We start from the raw sequence: 16,374 nt of genomic DNA, 5'->3' as shown, positions 1-16,374 counted from the left end.
GGGGGTGGCGGAGAAGCGGGGGGCGGGGGCGGGCTGGGTGATGCCGCCGTGGTCGGTGAAGGTGCCGCGGGCGGCCAGGTGCGGGTGGTACGGGGCCTCGCGCAGGCCGAGCACGGGCGCCACGCAGGCGTCGGAGCCCTCGAACACGGCGGTCCACTCGTCCCGGGTGCGGGCGGCGAAGGCGGTGGCGATCCGTTCGCGCAGCTCGCCCCAGCGGGTCCAGTCCTTGCGGGCGGGGACCAGGTCGTCCAGGCCGAGCAGGTGCAGGAACTCCTCGTAGAACTTGCCCTCCAGGGCGCCGACCGCCATGTACCGTCCGTCGGCGGTCTCGTAGGTGCCGTAGTACGGGCAGCCGCCGTCCAGGAGGTTGGCGGCGCGCCGGTCCTGCCAGCCGCCGGCGGCGAGCATGCCGTGGATCATCGCGGACAGGTGGGCCGTGCCGTCCACGATGGCCGCGTCGACCACCTGGCCGGTGCCGGTGGCGCGGGCGTGGTGCAGGGCGGCGAGGACGCCGACGACCAGGTAGAGCGAGCCGCCCGCGTAGTCTCCGAGGAGGTTGGCGGGCACCGCCGGGGGCTCGTCCGGGCGGCCGATCATGCCGAGGGTGCCGGTGAGCGCGATGTAGGCGATGTCGTGTCCGGCGCGCCGGGCGAGCGGGCCGTCCTGGCCCCAGCCGGTCATGCGGCCGTAGACCAGGCGGGGGTTGCGGGCGTGGCAGTCCCCGGGGCCGACGCCGAGCCGCTCGGCGACGCCGGGGCGGTAGCCCTCGACGAGGATGTCGGCGCGCTCGGCGAGGTCCAGGACGCGCGCGGGGCCGTCCGGTGCCTTCAGGTCGACCAGGACCGAGCGTTTGTTGCGGTTGGTGACGTCGTGCGCGGGGTCGATCGCGAGGCCCGGCCCGCCCGGGCGGTCCACCCTGACCACGTCGGCGCCGAGGTCGGCCAGCAGCATGGCGGCGAACGGGCCCGGCCCGATGCCGGCCAGCTCGACCACGCGCACGCCGGACAGCGGGCCGTTGCCCGGCGTCGGCGGCGTCCCTGCCGTTGTCATGCGTCCAGCCCCCAAGCGCGTGTGTGACACAACTGATGTAACACCGGTGATGCTAGGAACGCGTTCCACCGGACACAAGACCTGAACGAGCAAGCGCTTAGCCAAGTGCCCGGCACGCCCGTCATCACCCGGACGGGTGACCAGGACGCCGGGAGGCGGGCACCGTCTCCCGTTTCTTCAGGGCATATCCGGCTACGGCCACCGCTGCCTCCGGGCTGGTCGTCGGGCTCCGCTCCCCCTCACGCTAGCCTCGGCCACCGACAGCGGCGCGGGCTGCGCGGCGGCCGTACGAACCCGAGGGGTGTCATGAGCAGGATGAGCAGGACGGACCGGCCGTACGACCTGGTGCTCTTCGGAGCCACGGGCTTCGTCGGCACGCTCACCGCCCACTACCTCGCCGGGCACGCGCCGCAGGGCCTGCGCTGGGCGGTCGCCGGCCGCGACGAACGGCGGCTGGAGGAGCTGCGCGCGAGCCTGCCCGGCGGCGCGGACGTCGGTGTCCTGCGGGCCGACGCCGCCGAACCGGCCACCCTGCGCGCCCTCGCCGGGCACGCGCGCGTGGTCGCCTCGACCGTGGGGCCGTACGTGCTGCACGGCGCGGAACTCGTCGCCGCCTGCGCCGACACCGGCACCGACTACCTGGACCTGACCGGCGAGCCCGAGTTCGTGGACCTGATGTACGTCCGGCACGACGCACGCGCGCGGGAGACGGGCGCCCGTCTGGTGCACGCCTGCGGCTTCGACTCCGTGCCGCACGACCTGGGCGTGTACTTCACGGTCCGTCAGCTCCCCGAGGGGGTGCCGCTGACCGTGGACGGCTATGTGACCGCCGACGCGGCCTTCTCCGGCGGCACGCTCGCCTCGGCGCTGAACCAGATGGCCCGCGGGCGGCGGATGCTGGCCGCCGCCCGCGACCGGGCCCGGCACGAGCCGCGGCTGCCGGGCCGCCGGGTGACGGCGCCCGCGGGCCCGCCGAGGTTCGCCTCGGAGGTCGGCGCGTGGGCGCTGCCGCTGCCCACCATCGACCCGCAGATCGTGCGCCGTTCGGCGCGGGCCCTGGAGCGGTACGGCCCGGACTTCCGGTACCGGCACTACGCCGCGGTGCGGCGGCTGCCGGTCGCCGTCGGCGGGGTCGCCGCCGTCGGCGCGCTGGCGGCCGCGGCCCAGCTGCCGCCCGCGCGGCGCTGGCTGTCGGCCCGGCTGGAGCCGGGCGACGGGCCCAGCGCGCAGAAGCGGGCGAAGAGCTGGTTCTCGGTGCGGTTCGTCGGCGAGGGCGGTGGCCGGCGCGTGTTCACCGAGGTCGCGGGCGGCGACCCGGGCTACGACGAGACGGCGAAGATGTTCGCCGAGGCGGCCCTGTGCCTGGCCTTCGACGACCTCCCGGACACGGCCGGCCAGGTCACCCCGGTGCAGGCGATGGGCGACGCCCTGACCGGACGGCTGCGCGCCGCGGGCCTCACCTTCCGGGTGGCGGCCCGGCGCTGACCGGCGGCCTGCCGCCCGGGCGGGTGAGCCGGAGCGCGTTTCCGCGCTGCCCGGGCGGGCGGCCCGCGTCAGGAACCGGCCGGGCCCCGGACCGCCTCACGCAGGGCCCGGCGGCACAGGGCGTCCGCCCGCCGGGTGGTCTCCGGCAGCCGGAACCGCGGAGTCAGCGCCAGGGTGTGCGCCACGGCGGTGCCGAGGCTCACCCGGTGGCCCACCGAGACGAACACCGGCTTGACGCCCTCCCGGGTGCGCAGTGCCCGCCCGACCTCCTCGGTGCCGGCGAGCAGCGGCGCGGACCGGCCCCGCGCCGTCCCGGGGTCGTCGTAGGTGAACGTGAACGGGTTCTTGGCGACGCCGATGGCCGGCAGGCCGGTGAGCACACCCAGGTGGCTCGCTAGACCGAAGCGGCGCGGGTGGGCCAGGCCGTAGCCGTCGCACACCACCAGTCCGGGCGGGCAGGGCAGCCGTTCCAGGGCGGCGCGGACGGTGGGGATCTCCCGGAAGGCGAGGAGTCCGGGCACGTACGGGAAGGAGACCCGGCCGACGGCCGTCGCCTCGGCGACGACGTCCAGGGTGGCGGCGTCCAGCACGACGGCGGCCGCCGCGACGAGGTCCAGCTCGTCGTCGTAGGCGACGTCGACCCCCGTGACCCGGCCCGTCCCGGGCGGTGGCCCGGGCTCGTCCAGCACCACCCGTCCACGCAGTTCCTCCTGGACGGCGCGGGCCTCCTCCTCCGTCGCGGGCCAGCCCGCGGGTACGCCGACGATCGTCATGCCGGGTGACTCTACGGGCCCGCCGTACCCCCCGGACCGGCGGGGGCAGACTCGTGATCATGTCCGTACCGGAGCTGACCTGCACCGCGCCGCCCGACGCCGCGGACGCCGTCTCGCCGGACCGCGTGGCGTGGCCGGAGGAGCAGTACGACATGGGCTTTTCCGGGCCCAGGGACGCGAAAAGCCCCGCGACGGCGGGGTGATCCTCCGCGTCGCGGGGCGTGACGGGCCCGGGGCCGTCAGCCCTTCTTGTCCAGGGCGCGCCGCAGCTCGTCCTTGTTCATGTGCGAACGGCCTTCGATGCCGCGCTGCTTCGCCTCGTTGTACAACTGGTCGCGCGTCGGGCCCTGCGGCCCGGTCCGGTTGCCCGACCGCTGACCGCCGCGCTTGGACGACGACATGTCCTGCGTCGAGCTGCGGCTGGCGGTCTTGGACTCGCCGGAGCGGGCGCGTTCCTTGTTCACCGTCCGTGCGGCGATCTCCTTGGCGCGCTCGGCGCTCTCGCCCCGGTCCTGCGCGCTCTCCTTGATGTGCTCGTACTGGCGCTCGCGCTTGGGGCTGGAACCGGCTGGCATGATCGCTCCTTTCCTTCGCGACGGGGAACGAGTACCCGTCTTCCGCGCGCTTACCTCACCGTCCTCACCGTTCCAGCCGTGCCACCCGGCCCCGTTCGCCGGCCGCCCAGCAGCCGAGGTCGGGGGTGCAGGCCACCGTGTCGTAGGAGCCGGTGTCGACGGTGCGCCAGCTGCGGCCGCCGTCGGTGGTCAGGTCGGTGCCGGCCGGGCCGACGGCCAGCGCGGCGGTACGGCTGTGCGGGAGCCAGGCGGCCCCCGAGCGGTAGGCGGGCGGCGGGGTATCGGCGGGCCGCCAGGTGCGGCCGCCGTCGGCGGTGACCGCGGCGGAGTCCGGCGAGGGCCGGCCGGGGCGGTAGTCGCCGCCGACCGCGATGCCGTGGGTGCGGTCACGGAAGGCGAGCGCGAAGACGCCCTTCGCCGGATCGCCCGCGGGGACCGGCGTGTCGGCGGCCGTCCAGGTCAGTCCGCGGTCGGCGGAGTGCAGCACGCGCGCGCGGGCGCCGCCGCCGGTGGCCAGCCAGACGTCGCGCGGGCCGGAGGCGACCAGGCACTGGCCGCTCGCGGCGAAGCCCGCCTCGCCCGCCAGTGCGGGCGGCATGCCGGCGGAGGGCAGCACGCGCCAGGAGCGCCCGCCGTCGGCGGTGGACAGCAGGCGGAACCTCCCGTCCACGGGGTCGCTCAGGGCGAGGCCGTGCCGGCGGTCGAAGAAGGTGAGGCAGTCGTAGAACGCCTGCGGGTCGGTGTTGCGGAAGGACTCCGTCCAGGTGGTGCCGCCGTCGTCGGTGCGGTAGACACGGGACGCCTCGCCCTCGCCGATGGCCAGCACCACCGCGCGCCGCGCGTCGAACGCGGTCACGTCCCGGAACTGCGCGTCGGCCGCGCCCGGCGGAGAGACGTTCCGCCAGCTCGTGCCGCCGTCCGTGGTGCGCAGCACCGTGCCGCCGGTGCCGGCCAGCCAGGCGGTGCGCCGGTCGACGGCAGCCAGCCCGCGGAAGCGGACCTGCGGCGTACCGGGGTCCTTCGCCACCCAGTGCACGCCTCCGAGCACCTTCGCCGCCCCGTGCACGCCTCCGGGGTCCTTCGCCGCCCCGTGCGAGCCTTCGGGGTCCTTCGCCGCCCCGTGCGTGCCTCCCCGGCCGGAGCCGGCCGCCGACGTGGCCGCCGGACCGGCACCGTCCTGCCCGAGCGGGCGGGCCCCGGCCTGCGGGGCCGTCACGACGGCCAGCACCGCCCCGCACGCCGCTGCCGCCGCCACCAGCCGGCTCGTCCGTCCCCTGTGCCGCGTGCTCCCCGAACGCCTCATGGCGGGCGAAGCTAACTCACCGCCCCCGCCCCGTCCAGAGGGCCTGCCGGGCCGCACGCGACGGCTGATGAAGCTGATGAAAGGGAACAGCCGTGCGTTCCCCGTGCATGAACGCGGTGACCGAGGTCACTCGTTCCCCGTGTGCACGCATCGGCCGATTCCGTCGTCTCTTCCGGTGCCGGGTGCCGCACGTCCGGGCGCAGTCCAGCCGTCACGAGGGAGCAAGGCGTTGTCCACCGTCATCGAGCAGCCCGTAGAGGCCCGACTCGTCGCCGCCGCACCGCGTATGCCGAGCATTCCCGCGACGCTGCGCTACGACCGGCGCGACCCGTTCGCCGTCCGCATGACCTTCCCGGCCCCGGCCACCCTGGAGGGCGTCGACGTGTGCTGGACCTTCTCGCGCGAACTGCTCATGGCCGGGCTGCAGGGCCCCGAGGGCCAGGGTGACGTCCGGGTCCGCCCGTACGGGTACGACCGCACGGTGCTGGAGTTCCACGCCCCGGAGGGCACCGCGGTCGTGCATGTGCGCTCCGGCGAGATACGGCGGTTCCTGGAGGCGGCCGGGGACCTGGTCCCGGTGGGCCTGGAGCACCTCCAGCTGGACCTGGACCACGACCTGGCCGAGCTGATGCGGGACGCCTGCTGACCGGCCCCGCCCGGGCGTCCCGCGCGCGTGAGGGGCCGGCGTCTCAATTGCGTTGACACCCCCTCCGGCGCCCTCCTACGGTGTACGACGGTTCTGTTGCCGTCGATTGGAGAAGGACGTTGCTCGTCTGAGGTCCCGGGACACCGTGTCGCACCGGTGAGGTGTGCGCGGCGTACGACCTCGGCGTCCGAGCCGTCCCCCCGGCACAGGCCCTCCTTTCACGGCCCTTGGTGCCCGGCCCTTCGGTTTCCGCCTCGCGGTGTCCCGACACGCGTCCGTCCGAACGCTCACACCCCTCGCGAGGCGCCCCATGTCAGCTTCCCTCACCGCTCATTCCCTGTCCTTCGCCTGGCCCGACGGCACCGCCGTCCTCGACGGCCTGGACGTCTCCTTCGGCCCCGGCAGGACCGGCCTCGTCGGCGTCAACGGATCGGGCAAGTCGACCCTGCTCAAGCTGCTCGCCGGGGAACTCGTCCCGGCCGACGGCACCGTCCGGGCGGCCGGCGAGATCGGTCACCTCCCGCAGAACGTCACCCTCGACACCGGACTCCGCGTCGACCAGGCCCTCGGCATCGCCGGGCAGCGGGCCGCGCTGCACGCCATCGAGGCGGGCGACGTCGCCGAGGAGCACTTCGAGACCCTCGGCGACGACTGGGACGTCGAGGAACGCGCCCTGGCCACCCTCGGCGAACTCGGCCTCGGCCACATCGGCCTGGACCGCACCGCCGGCGAGGTCTCCGGCGGCGAGTCGGTGCTGCTGCGGCTCGCCGCGCTGCTGCTGCGCCGCCCCGACGTCCTGCTGCTGGACGAGCCCACCAACAACCTCGACCTGTACGCGCGCCGGCGGCTGTACCAGGCCGTCGCCTCCTGGCCGGGCGTCCTGGTCGTGGTCAGCCACGACCGGGAACTGCTCGACCTGGTCGACCAGATCGCGGAGCTGCATTCCGGGGAGGTCACCTGGTACGGCGGCAACTTCTCGGCCTACGAGGCGGCGCTGGCCGTCGAGCAGGAGGCGGCCGAGCGCATGGTGCGCGCCGCCGAGGCCGATGTCCGCAAGCAGCGGCGCGAACTGGCCGACGCCCAGGTCAAGCTGGCCCGCCGCAAGCGGTACGGCCAGAAGATGTGGGACAGCAAACGCGAACCGAAGATCGTCATGGGGGCGCGCAAACGCGCCGCCCAGGAGTCCGCGGGCAAGCACCGCATCATGCACCAGGAGCGGCTCGCGGAGGCCCGGGAGCGGCTCGGCGAGGCGGTGGAGGCCGTACGGGACGACGACGAGATCCGCGTCGAGCTGCCGTACACGGCCGTGCCGCCCGGCCGACAGGTGCTCACCCTGGAAAACCTGGAGACGGCCTGCCACGCGCGCGTGCGGGGCGTCCTGGACCTGCGCGGCCCCGAACGGATCGCGCTGGTCGGCCGCAACGGCTCCGGCAAGACGACGCTGCTGCGCACGGTCGCCGGCGAGCTGGCGCCACTGGCCGGCACGGTCACGGCGCACGTCCCGCTGCGTTTCCTGCCCCAGCGGCTGGACGTGCTGGACGACGCCTTGTCGGTCGCCGAGAACGTGGCCCGGTTCGCGCCGGGCGCCACCGGCAACCGGATCCGGGCCCGTCTGGCCCGCTTCCTGTTCCGGGGCGCGCGGGCCGACCAGGAGGCGGGCACCCTGTCGGGAGGCGAGCGTTTCCGGGCGGCCCTGGCCGCGCTGATGCTCGCCGAGCCCGCACCCCAGTTGCTGCTGCTCGACGAGCCGACCAACAACCTCGACATGGCCAGCGTCCGGCAGCTGACCACGGCCCTGGAGTCGTACGAGGGGGCGCTGATCGTCGCCGGACACGACCTGCCGTTCCTGGAGTCGATCGGGATCACGCGCTGGCTGCTGATGGAGGGAGGGGTGCTGACGGAGACGACGCCCGGGGCGCTCGCGGACCCGGCCTGACCGGCCGGCGGGGTCCCGGGAGCGACACGGCCCGGCAACGAGGGTTTTGTCCTGGCCACAGCGCCCTGCATGATGACGGACCGGCGCCCTCGTGCTCGGCGGCGCCGGACACCGCACCACCGCACCACCGCACCGACCGATTCGAAAGGCCCGTCGTGCCCAGCAAGAAGGCCCTCGTCCGCCGCCCCGGCCCCCGCCTCGCCGACGGCCTGGTCACGCACATCGAGCGGGAGAAGGTCGACGCCGGGCTGGCCGCCGAACAGTGGGACACCTACGTCGAGGCCCTGCGCACGCACGGCTGGGAGACGGTCGAGGTCGAACCGGCCGACGACTGCCCCGACGCGGTGTTCGTCGAGGACACCGTCGTCATGTTCAGGAACGTGGCGCTGATCACCCGGCCCGGCGCCGAGTCCCGGCGGGCGGAGACCGCCGGCGTCGAGGAGGCCGTGGCCCGCCTCGGCTGCTCGGTGAACTGGATATGGGAGCCGGGCACGCTGGACGGCGGTGACGTCCTGAAGGTCGGCGACACCGTGTACGTCGGCCGCGGCGGGCGGACCAACGCGGCCGGCGTGCAGCAGCTGCGGGCGGCCTTCGAACCGCTGGGCGCCCGTGTGGTGGCCGTGCCCGTGAGCCGGGTGCTGCACCTGAAGTCGGCGGTGACCGCGCTGCCCGACGGCACGGTGATCGGGCACATCCCGAAGATCGACCGGCCGTCGCTGTTCCCGGGCTTCCTGTCGGTGCCGGAGGAGTCCGGCGCGCACGTGGTGCTGCTCGGCGGCGGCAAGCTGCTGATGGCGGCGAGCGCACCGAGGACCGCGGAGCTGCTGACCGATCTCGGCCACGACGTGGTGACGGTCGACATCAGCGAGTTCGAGAAGCTGGAGGGCTGTGTGACGTGCCTCTCGGTCCGGTTGCGGGAGCTGTACGCCTGACCGGGGGAACGGGACACTCGGACGGCCCCGGGACCTGCGGGTCCCGGGGCCGTCCGGCACCCTGCCGAGGCCCGGGCGGGCATGCTGATCAGCGATTCTTTACAGCAGCCTTAATCTACGGCTTCGTAACCTACGGCTTCGTAGCCTACGATCACGTAGGTTCTCCGGCACCGCTCGCCGGACCCCCCCTTCCCCTGTTCGGCGTCCCCCTGGAGCTCCCGTGACGACCACCTCCCCCCACCTCGACAGCCCGTCCGTCTGGACCGACACGCGGCTGCTGTACGCCCTGGAGGAAGTGGTCGAGAAGGAACTGAACCGGCATCTGCAGATCGCCAAGGACTGGATGCCGCACGAGTACGTGCCGTGGAGCGACGGCCGCAACTTCCCGGGCCTGTTCGAGGACGGCGAGGCCTGGGACAAGAACCAGTCCAAGGTGACGGAGATCGGCCGGACCGCCCTCGTGGTCAACCTGCTGACCGAGGACAACCTGCCCAGCTACCACCACGAGATCGCCACGCTCTTCGGCCGCGAGGGCGCCTGGGGCACCTGGGTGCACCGCTGGACGGCCGAAGAGGGCCGGCACGGCATCGTGATGCGGGACTACCTGCTGGCCTCCCGCGCGGTGGACCCGGACAAGCTGGAACAGTTCCGCATGTCGCACATGAGCGAGGGCTTCGAGTCCGACAACCGGCACTCGGTGCTGCACTCGATCGCCTACGTCGCCTTCCAGGAACTCGCCACGCGGATCTCGCACCGCAACACCGGCCACCAGTCCGGCGACCCGGTCTGCGACCGCATGCTGGCCCGCATCGCGACCGACGAGAACCTGCACATGGTCTTCTACCGCAACCTGCTCAAGGCCGCCTTCGAGCTGGCCCCCGACCTGACCATGCAGGCGGTGCGGGACGTCGTCGTGAACTTCCGCATGCCCGGGCACGGCATCCCCGGCTTCGAGCGGGCCGCCGCGCAGATGGCGATCGGCGAGGTCTACAACCTGCGCATCCACCACGACGACGTGCTCCAGCCGGTGCTGCGCTTCCTGAAGGTCATGGAGATCGACGGCCTCGGCCCCGAGGGGCTCCGGGCCCAGGAAGAGCTCGGTCTGTACATGGGCGGGCTGGACGCGGAGGCCGCGAAGTTCGATGAGAAGCTGGCCGCGCGCAAGGCGCGGATGGCGGCACGCGCCGCGGGCTGACATCCCGCGCGCGGGGCGCACGGTTCCCTCGGCCGGCGGCCGGCGCCTGCGGGCGGTCCCTGGCGTGGCGTGCCTACGGGCGGTGCGAGGCGCAGTGACGCCTGCCGGCGGTGCCTGCGATGGTGCCAGCGGGTGGTGCCTGGCGCGGTGGTGTCAGCGGGCGGTGCGGCGCAGGGCCAGGCGTTCCTTCTCCGACAGGCCGCCCCAGACGCCGAACCGCTCGTCGTTGGCCAGCGCGTACTCCAGACAGGCCGGGCGCAGCTCGCACATGCCGCAGATGCGCTTCGCCTCGCGCACCGAGCTGCCGGGGTCGGGGAAGAAGAAGTCCGGCCCTGTCTGCGCGCACAGGGCCTGCGCCTGCCAGGTGTCGTCGGCCGGGGTGATGGTTCCGGCCGCGGTGATGGTTTCGAAGTGCATGGCCAGGAGCCTGCCGCACGCAGAAAAACGTTCGATCAACGCCGGCTCAACGGCACGCCCCGGGACCGGCGGCCGCCCCGATGATGCTGCCCCGGGCCACCCGCGCGCACGGCGGCGCGCGGGTCCGGGACGAAAACCCGGCGGACGCCCGCCGTCACCCTGGGCGGGCGCGGGGGCGGTACGGTGCGTCGCGCGGCTCCGGCGGCGCTTGTCAGTGGGCGGTGCCAGACTCGGCAGTGCACAGGACGGGGACCCCCTGCGAGGAGGGCCGAGATGCTCACCACCCGTTTCGTCAACGGCGCGCCCAACTGGATCGACGTCGGCAGCCCCGACATCGACGGCGCCACCTCCTTCTACGGCGGCCTGTTCGGCTGGGAGTTCCGGTCGGCGGGGCCGGACGCCGGCGGGTACGGCTTCTTCCAGCTGGACGGACGGACGGTGGCGGGCGGCATGCAGACCGGCCCCGGACAGGGACCCCCGGCCTGGACGGTGTACTTCCGCAGCGACGACGCCCAGGCCACCGCAGAGGCGGCCGAACAGGCCCACGGCAGAGTGCTGTTCCAGCCGACGGACGTGATGGGCCAGGGCCGCATGGCGGTCCTCGCCGACCAGGCGGGCGTGCGCTTCGGCATCTGGCAGCCGGGACGGACCCGGGGCGTGGACGTGGCGGGCGAACCGGGCGCGCTGTGCTGGACCGAGCTGTACACGCCGGACATCGCGGCGGCCGCCGCGTTCTACCGGCGGGTGCTCGGCCTGGAGACGTCCGGGGTGCCCTTCCCGGGCGGCACGTACACCTGCGTCAACGCGGAGGGCGCCGGGGAGGGCGAGATGTTCGGCGGGATGGTGCCGCTGGCGGACGCCCCGGACGAGCAGGAGGCGGGCGCGTACTGGCTGCCGTACTTCGAGGTGACGGACACCGACGCCGTGGTGGAACAGGCGCAGCGGCTCGGCGGGACGGTGCGGATGCCCGCGACGACCCTGGAGGGCGTGGGCCGCATGGCCAAGCTGGCCGATCCGTACGGGGTCCGCTTCGCGGTGATCAGAAGCGAGCCCGCGCAGGGCTGATCCCGGCGCAGGGCTGCCCCCCGGCCCCGCGCGCCCGGGCCACGGTCACGCGCCGCGCGCCCGGGCCGCGGTCACGCGGAGGCGCGGCGTATCAGCGTCGTCGGCAGGACCACTCCCGTCGCCGGTGCGCCCGGGCCGCCGGCCACCGCACGCTCCCGGCCCCGGCCGTCGGACAGGCCCCGCAGCAGCAGGCGGGCCATCAGCCGGCCCATCTCCTCGATGTCCTGACGGACCGTGGTCAGGGGCGGGTCGGCCTGCTCGGTGACCGGCAGCATGTCGTCGAAGCCGACCACGGCCACGTCCTCGGGCACCCGCCGGCCGCTCTCCCGCAGCACCCGCAGCGCGCCCAGCGCGGTCAGGTCGTTGGCGGCGAACACGGCGTCGACGTCCGGGCAGCGCTCCAGGAGTTCCCGCATGGCGCGTTCGCCGCCGGACGGGGTGAAGTCGCTCTCCACCACCAGCCGGGGGTCGCTCTCGCCCAGCACGTCGGCCATTTCGTCCCGGTAGCCGTCGAGCCGGTCCACCGCCGACGTCTGGTCCAGCGCACCGGTGAGGTGCGCGACGCGCCGGCGGCCGAGGTCCAGCAGGTGTCGTACGGCCACGCGCGCCCCGCCCCGGTTGTCGCAGTCGACGTACACCACGCCCGGGTCCTCGGCCCGCGCGCCCCGGCCCCAGTGCGGCCGTCCCCCGAACACGGTGGGCACGCCGGCGGCACGGATCAGACCGGGCAGCGGGTCCTCCAGGTGCAGGGAGAAGACGAGCGCGCCGTCGACATGGCCGCCGGCGAGGTACCGGGCCACGCGCGCGTGGTCGGCGCGGCCCTCGGTGAGCAGCAGCACGAGCTGGTTGTCGTGCGCCGTCAGCTCCTTGCTGATGCCGCGCAGCTGGAGCGCGAAGAAGGGGTCGGCGAAGACCCGGGCCTCGGGCTCGGCGATGACGACCGCGACGGCGTCGTGGCGTCGGGTGACGAGGCTGCGTGCCGCCTGGTTGGGCACGTAGCCCAGTTCCTCCACGGCCCGCCGGACCCGCTCGGCCAGGGGTTCGCGGACCCCGTCGCCGCCGTTGACCACGCGGGACACGGTGGCCCGGGACACGCCGGCCCGCGCGGCCACGGCCTCCAGCGTGGGACGCGACACTGCCTCGGTCACTTCGGGACTCCTCCTCGGCGGGTGGCGATCAGGATAGCCGCGCGCCCGCCCGGCCGGCCGGTGCCCGGAGCGACCGGAAGCGGACGGCCCGGCGCACGCAGACCGGGCCGTCCGCTTCCGGGGCCCCGCCGCCCCGCCCCCCGGAACGCGTGCCGGGCGAGAGCGGGATCGGGGCCGCCGCGCAGGGCCACAGACCGGGGCCGGAGGCCGGGTACGGCCTCCGGCCCCCTGCGCGCCGGCACACGGTCACCCGGTCCTGGCCGCCGAGCGGCCCGAGGCCGCGCCGTCAGGGTTCGCGCCGGGCCCGGCTCGGCTGGACCCGCTTGGGCTCGCCGGGCATCTTCGGGTACTCCGGCGGGTACGGCAGGTCGCCCAGGCCGTGGTCGTGCTCGTCGCGGCGGGCCAGTTCCAGCAACGCCTCCAGCGAGTGCGCGTGATCGTCCATGCCGGCGTGCACGTCACCGAGTTCGGCGAACCGGGCCGGCATGGTGGCGAGGTCGAAGTCCCGGGGCTCGGCCACGCCGACCTCCTCCCAGCGCAGCGGCGCCGAGACGGGGGCGTGCGGACGGGGACGTACCGAATAGGCGGAGGCGATGGTGCGGTCCCTCGCCGTCTGGTTGTAGTCGATGAAGATCCGGCGCCCGCGTTCCTCCTTCCACCACTTGATCGTCACCCGGTCGGGCATCCGGCGTTCCATCTCCCGGCCCACCGCGATCGCCGCGCGGCGCACCTGGGTGAAGGTCCACCGCGGTTCGATGGGGACGAAGACGTGCAGGCCCCGGCCGCCGGAGGTCTTCGGCCAGCCGCGCAGCCCGCCGAACTCCTCCAGGACCGCGCGCAGTTCGTGGGCGGCGCGGGCCGCGTCGGCGTAGTCGGTGCCGGGCTGCGGGTCGAGGTCGATGCGCAGTTCGTCGGGGTGGTCGACGTCGGTGGCGCGCACCGGCCAGGGGTGGAAGGTGAGGGTGCCGTACTGGGCGGCCCACACCACGGCGGCCTCCTCCATGGGGCACATCTCGTCGGCGCTGCGCCCGCTGGGGAAGGTGATGTGGGCGGTCGGGATCCAGTCGGGCATGCCCTTGGGGGCCCGCTTCTGGAAGAACCACTCGCCGCCGACGCCGTCCGGGTAGCGCTCCAGGGTGGTGGGGCGGTTGCGCAGGGCGCGCAGGATGCCGGGGCCCACGGAGGCGTAGTAGCGGGCGAGGTCCAGCTTGGTGAAACCGCGCTCCGGGAAGAACACCTTGTCCGGGCTGGACAGCCGTACGGTCCGGCCGGCCACCTCAAGCTCCACCGCATCACCCATGCGGCCACGGTAGGCGCACCCCCCACACCTCGCATACCGGGCGAACCCGTATGTATGCGAGCAGAATCTGATGCATGGATCTCCCCGTCATGCCGCCCGTGAAGCCGATGCTCGCCAAGTCGGTGGCGAAGATCCCGCCGGACATGCACTACGAGGCGAAGTGGGACGGCTTCCGGTCGATCGTGTTCCGGGACGGCCCCGAGGTCGAGCTGGGAAGCCGCACCGGTAAGCCCCTGACCAGGTACTTCCCCGAGCTGGTCGCGGCGCTGGCGGAGCGGGTGCCCGAGCGGTGCGTCCTGGACGGGGAGATCGTGATCGCCCGTGGCGGCCGGCTGGACTTCGACGCGCTCACCGAACGGATCCACCCGGCGGCCTCCCGGGTACGGATGCTCGCCGAGAAGACCCCGGCCTCCTACGTCGCCTTCGACCTGCTGGCCCTGGACGACCACGCCCTGCTCGACGTACCGCTGACCGACCGCCGCGCCCTGCTCGACCGGGCCCTCGCCGGGACGACCCCGCCGGTGCACCTGGCGCCCTCCACGACCGACATCGAGGTGGCCCGGCAGTGGTTCGAGCGGTTCGAGGGCGCCGGCCTGGACGGAGTCGTCGCCAAACCGCTCACCCTGCCCTACCTGCAGGACGAACGGGCCATGTTCAAGATCAAGCACGAGCGCACCGCGGACGTCGTCGTCGCCGGGTACCGCTTCCACAAGAGCGGCCCGGTGGTCGGCTCACTGCTGCTCGGGCTGTACGACGGGGACGGCCGGCTCCAGCACGTCGGCGTGTCCGCCGCGTTCGCCATGAAGAAGCGGGCCGAACTGGTCGAGGAACTGGCGCCGCTGCGCATGGACGACGTCTCCGGGCACCCGTGGGCCGCCTGGACGGACGAGGCCGCGCACGAGACGGCCCGGCTGCCGGGCGCGCCGAGCCGCTGGTCCGGCAAGAAGGACCTGTCCTGGGTGCCGCTGCGGCCGGACCGGGTGGCCGAGGTCGCGTACGACCACATGGAGAACGGGCAGCGGTTCCGGCACACGGCCCGCTTCCGCCGCTGGCGGCCGGACCGTACACCGGAGAGCTGCACCTACGCCCAGCTGGAGGAGCCGGTGCGCTACGACCTGGCGGAGATCCTCGGCGAGAAGGACCCCGGCTGAGCCGGCAGCCCGCCTACGGCTGCATGAGGATCTTGACAGCGCCGTCCTGCTTGCGCTGGAACATCTCGTACGCGTGCGGTGCGTGCGCCAGCGGCACCCGGTGCGTGGCGAAGTCGTCGACGCCCAGGGTGTCCTCGTCCGTCAGGTAGGGCAGGATCAGGTCGGTCCAGCGGCGGACGTTCGCCTGGCCCATGCGCATCTGGATCTGCTTGTCGAACAGGGTGAGCATCGGCATCGGGTCGGCCATACCGCCGTAGACACCGCTGAGCGAGATCGTGCCGCCGCGCCGGACCAGGTCGATGGCCATGTACAGGGCGCCGAGCCGGTCGACGCTGAAGCGTTCCGCGAGCGGCGCGCTCAGCTTGCGGGGCATCAGCGCGGTGGCCGTCTGGGCGAGCTTGGCGGCGGCGCTGCCGTGCGCCTCGGTGCCGACCGCGTCGATCACGGCGTCCGGACCCCGGCCGCCCGTCTCGTCCCGGATGGCCTGGACCAGCGTCTTCTCGTCGTCGAAGGTCCTGAGGTCGTACGTCTCGACCCCGCGCCGCTGCGCCCGGGCCAGCCGCTCGGGCACCAGATCGACGCCGAAGACCCGCTCGGCGCCGCGGGCCAGGGCGATCCGGCAGGCCATGTCCCCGATCGGACCGAGGCCGAGGACCGCCAGGGTGCCGCCGGGCGGCACCGCCGCGTACTCCACGGCCTGCCAGGCGGTGGGCAGCACGTCGGACAGGTAGACGAACCGGTCGTCCGGCGGACCCTCGGGCACCTTGATCGGACCGAACTGGGCCTGCGGGACACGCAGATACTCGGCCTGGGCACCCGGCACGGCACCGTAGAGGCGGCTGTAGCCGAAGATCGGGGCACCCATGCCCTCGCCGGTGAGCTGGGTGGTCTCGCACTGGGTGGGCAGCCCGGTCAGGCACATCCAGCAGTTGCCGCAGGCGATCTGGAACGGCACCACGACCCGGTCCCCCACCGCGAGGTCCGGCACGGCCGGGCCGACCTCCTCGACGATGCCCATGGGCTCGTGGCCGAGGATGTCCCCCGGCGTCATGAACGGGGTGAGCACCTCGTAAAGGTGGAGGTCGGAGCCACACAGTCCGGTGGACGTGATACGGATGACGGCGTCGGTGGGTTCCTCGATCCGCGGGTCGGGCACGTCCTCGACCCGTACGTCCCGTCTCCCCTGCCAGGTGACTGCCTTCATGAGGTCGCGCTCCCTTGGTCCCGTGCGGATGCGTCCTGCGTCCCGATGCGGTGGCGGCCGGGTACCCGCCCGCATCCTCACTGAACCCATGACCAGCGACGCCCGGTGCGCGCATGGGGGCACCTGGGCACGGGCACACGGCCTGGCGGGATCGGGTGCCGACGACGGTATGCGATGTACGGCCGACCGAATAC

16 protein-coding genes are annotated in these 16,374 nt (G+C 74.0%); 8 read left to right on the top strand and 8 right to left on the bottom strand.

Annotated features, from left to right (window positions below; genetic code table 11):
* Positions 1–1,050, bottom strand: a 1,050-nt coding sequence (locus IG05_RS0138035; protein ID WP_078894788.1) for a CaiB/BaiF CoA transferase family protein, incomplete at its 3' end; no start/stop codon positions are given.
* A 306-nt stretch (positions 1,051–1,356) separates the two neighbouring features.
* Here IG05_RS0138035 and IG05_RS0138030 point away from each other — a divergent pair.
* Positions 1,357–2,535 carry a saccharopine dehydrogenase family protein gene (locus IG05_RS0138030; protein ID WP_030348688.1) on the top strand — a complete coding sequence of 393 codons (1,179 nt, stop codon included), beginning with the start codon at positions 1,357–1,359 and terminating at the stop codon, positions 2,533–2,535.
* Positions 2,536–2,603: 68 nt separating this feature from the next.
* Here IG05_RS0138030 and IG05_RS0138025 read toward each other — a convergent pair whose 3' ends face one another.
* The gene (locus tag IG05_RS0138025; protein ID WP_030348687.1) at positions 2,604–3,308 is read right to left on the bottom strand and encodes an endonuclease V; all 705 of its coding nucleotides are present in this window, start codon (positions 3,306–3,308) and stop codon (positions 2,604–2,606) included.
* Positions 3,309–3,367: 59 nt separating this feature from the next.
* On the opposite strand from IG05_RS0138025, the gene IG05_RS48625 reads away from it, so the two are divergent.
* Positions 3,368–3,511, top strand: coding sequence for a hypothetical protein (locus IG05_RS48625; RefSeq protein ID WP_199808458.1), 144 nt, complete (start codon positions 3,368–3,370; stop codon positions 3,509–3,511).
* A gap of 36 nt (positions 3,512–3,547) precedes the next feature.
* On the opposite strand, the gene IG05_RS0138015 is transcribed toward IG05_RS48625, so the two are convergent.
* A complete protein-coding gene (locus tag IG05_RS0138015; RefSeq protein WP_030348686.1) occupies positions 3,548–3,883 on the bottom strand; it encodes a hypothetical protein in 336 nt (111 codons plus the stop codon).
* A 64-nt stretch (positions 3,884–3,947) separates the two neighbouring features.
* On the bottom strand, positions 3,948–5,186 hold the full coding sequence (locus tag IG05_RS0138010) for a WD40/YVTN/BNR-like repeat-containing protein (RefSeq protein WP_234336193.1): 1,239 nt from the start codon (positions 5,184–5,186) through the stop codon (positions 3,948–3,950).
* A 229-nt stretch (positions 5,187–5,415) separates the two neighbouring features.
* Here IG05_RS0138010 and IG05_RS0138005 point away from each other — a divergent pair, with 229 nt between their 5' ends.
* From IG05_RS0138005 to IG05_RS0137990, 4 genes are all read left to right on the top strand, one after another.
* The gene (locus IG05_RS0138005; protein WP_030348684.1) at positions 5,416–5,832 is read left to right on the top strand and encodes an SsgA family sporulation/cell division regulator; all 417 of its coding nucleotides are present in this window, start codon (positions 5,416–5,418) and stop codon (positions 5,830–5,832) included.
* Positions 5,833–6,142: 310 nt separating this feature from the next.
* Positions 6,143–7,768: an ABC-F family ATP-binding cassette domain-containing protein gene (locus tag IG05_RS0138000; protein WP_030348683.1), complete on the top strand. Its 1,626-nt coding sequence runs from the start codon at positions 6,143–6,145 to the stop codon at positions 7,766–7,768.
* Positions 7,769–7,923: 155 nt separating this feature from the next.
* Complete coding sequence (ddaH, locus tag IG05_RS0137995; RefSeq protein WP_030348682.1) at positions 7,924–8,700, top strand: dimethylargininase; 777 nt, start codon at positions 7,924–7,926, stop codon at positions 8,698–8,700.
* Between the two features lie 220 nt (positions 8,701–8,920).
* Entirely contained in the window at positions 8,921–9,895 is a 975-nt protein-coding gene (locus tag IG05_RS0137990) for an acyl-ACP desaturase (RefSeq protein ID WP_030348681.1), read from the top strand.
* Between the two features lie 153 nt (positions 9,896–10,048).
* Here IG05_RS0137990 and IG05_RS0137985 read toward each other — a convergent pair whose 3' ends face one another.
* A complete protein-coding gene (locus tag IG05_RS0137985; protein WP_030348680.1) occupies positions 10,049–10,312 on the bottom strand; it encodes a WhiB family transcriptional regulator in 264 nt (87 codons plus the stop codon).
* 273 nt (positions 10,313–10,585) lie between these two features.
* Between IG05_RS0137985 and IG05_RS0137980 the strand changes: the two genes are divergently transcribed.
* Positions 10,586–11,377, top strand: a complete 792-nt coding sequence (locus tag IG05_RS0137980) for a VOC family protein (protein WP_030348679.1) — start codon at positions 10,586–10,588, stop codon at positions 11,375–11,377.
* A gap of 71 nt (positions 11,378–11,448) precedes the next feature.
* Here the strand turns inward: IG05_RS0137980 and IG05_RS0137975 are convergent, their stop codons facing one another.
* Positions 11,449–12,525, bottom strand: a complete 1,077-nt coding sequence (locus IG05_RS0137975; protein ID WP_030348678.1) for a LacI family DNA-binding transcriptional regulator — start codon at positions 12,523–12,525, stop codon at positions 11,449–11,451.
* A gap of 286 nt (positions 12,526–12,811) precedes the next feature.
* Positions 12,812–13,825 carry a non-homologous end-joining DNA ligase gene (ligD, locus tag IG05_RS0137970; protein ID WP_030348677.1) on the bottom strand — a complete coding sequence of 338 codons (1,014 nt, stop codon included), beginning with the start codon at positions 13,823–13,825 and terminating at the stop codon, positions 12,812–12,814.
* A 74-nt stretch (positions 13,826–13,899) separates the two neighbouring features.
* Between ligD and IG05_RS0137965 the strand changes: the two genes are divergently transcribed.
* On the top strand, positions 13,900–14,976 hold the full coding sequence (locus IG05_RS0137965) for an ATP-dependent DNA ligase (protein WP_030348676.1): 1,077 nt from the start codon (positions 13,900–13,902) through the stop codon (positions 14,974–14,976).
* A 13-nt stretch (positions 14,977–14,989) separates the two neighbouring features.
* Here IG05_RS0137965 and IG05_RS0137960 read toward each other — a convergent pair whose 3' ends face one another.
* Positions 14,990–16,180: a zinc-dependent alcohol dehydrogenase gene (locus IG05_RS0137960; RefSeq protein ID WP_030348675.1), complete on the bottom strand. Its 1,191-nt coding sequence runs from the start codon at positions 16,178–16,180 to the stop codon at positions 14,990–14,992.
* Positions 16,181–16,374 lie beyond the last annotated feature (194 nt).

It is taken from the genome of Streptomyces sp. NRRL S-1022, from assembly GCF_000720135.1.
Classification (GTDB): domain Bacteria; phylum Actinomycetota; class Actinomycetes; order Streptomycetales; family Streptomycetaceae; genus Streptomyces.
This window is presented reverse-complemented; position numbering and strand designations above follow the sequence as displayed.

What these genes read in the sequence shown, in the direction of transcription:
- IG05_RS0138025 (WP_030348687.1), bottom strand. Translation starts at nt 3,308, where the DNA reads ATGACGATCGTCGGCGTACCCGCGGGCTGGCCCGCGACGGAGGAGGAG.
- IG05_RS0137965 (WP_030348676.1), top strand. Translation starts at nt 13,900, where the DNA reads ATGGATCTCCCCGTCATGCCGCCCGTGAAGCCGATGCTCGCCAAGTCG.
- ligD (WP_030348677.1), bottom strand. Translation starts at nt 13,825, where the DNA reads ATGGGTGATGCGGTGGAGCTTGAGGTGGCCGGCCGGACCGTACGGCTG.
- IG05_RS0138010 (WP_234336193.1), bottom strand. Translation starts at nt 5,186, where the DNA reads ATGAGGCGTTCGGGGAGCACGCGGCACAGGGGACGGACGAGCCGGCTG.
- IG05_RS0137980 (WP_030348679.1), top strand. Translation starts at nt 10,586, where the DNA reads ATGCTCACCACCCGTTTCGTCAACGGCGCGCCCAACTGGATCGACGTC.
- IG05_RS0137960 (WP_030348675.1), bottom strand. Translation starts at nt 16,180, where the DNA reads ATGAAGGCAGTCACCTGGCAGGGGAGACGGGACGTACGGGTCGAGGAC.
- IG05_RS0138000 (WP_030348683.1), top strand. Translation starts at nt 6,143, where the DNA reads ATGTCAGCTTCCCTCACCGCTCATTCCCTGTCCTTCGCCTGGCCCGAC.
- IG05_RS48625 (WP_199808458.1), top strand. Translation starts at nt 3,368, where the DNA reads ATGTCCGTACCGGAGCTGACCTGCACCGCGCCGCCCGACGCCGCGGAC.
- IG05_RS0138015 (WP_030348686.1), bottom strand. Translation starts at nt 3,883, where the DNA reads ATGCCAGCCGGTTCCAGCCCCAAGCGCGAGCGCCAGTACGAGCACATC.
- IG05_RS0137985 (WP_030348680.1), bottom strand. Translation starts at nt 10,312, where the DNA reads ATGCACTTCGAAACCATCACCGCGGCCGGAACCATCACCCCGGCCGAC.
- IG05_RS0138030 (WP_030348688.1), top strand. Translation starts at nt 1,357, where the DNA reads ATGAGCAGGATGAGCAGGACGGACCGGCCGTACGACCTGGTGCTCTTC.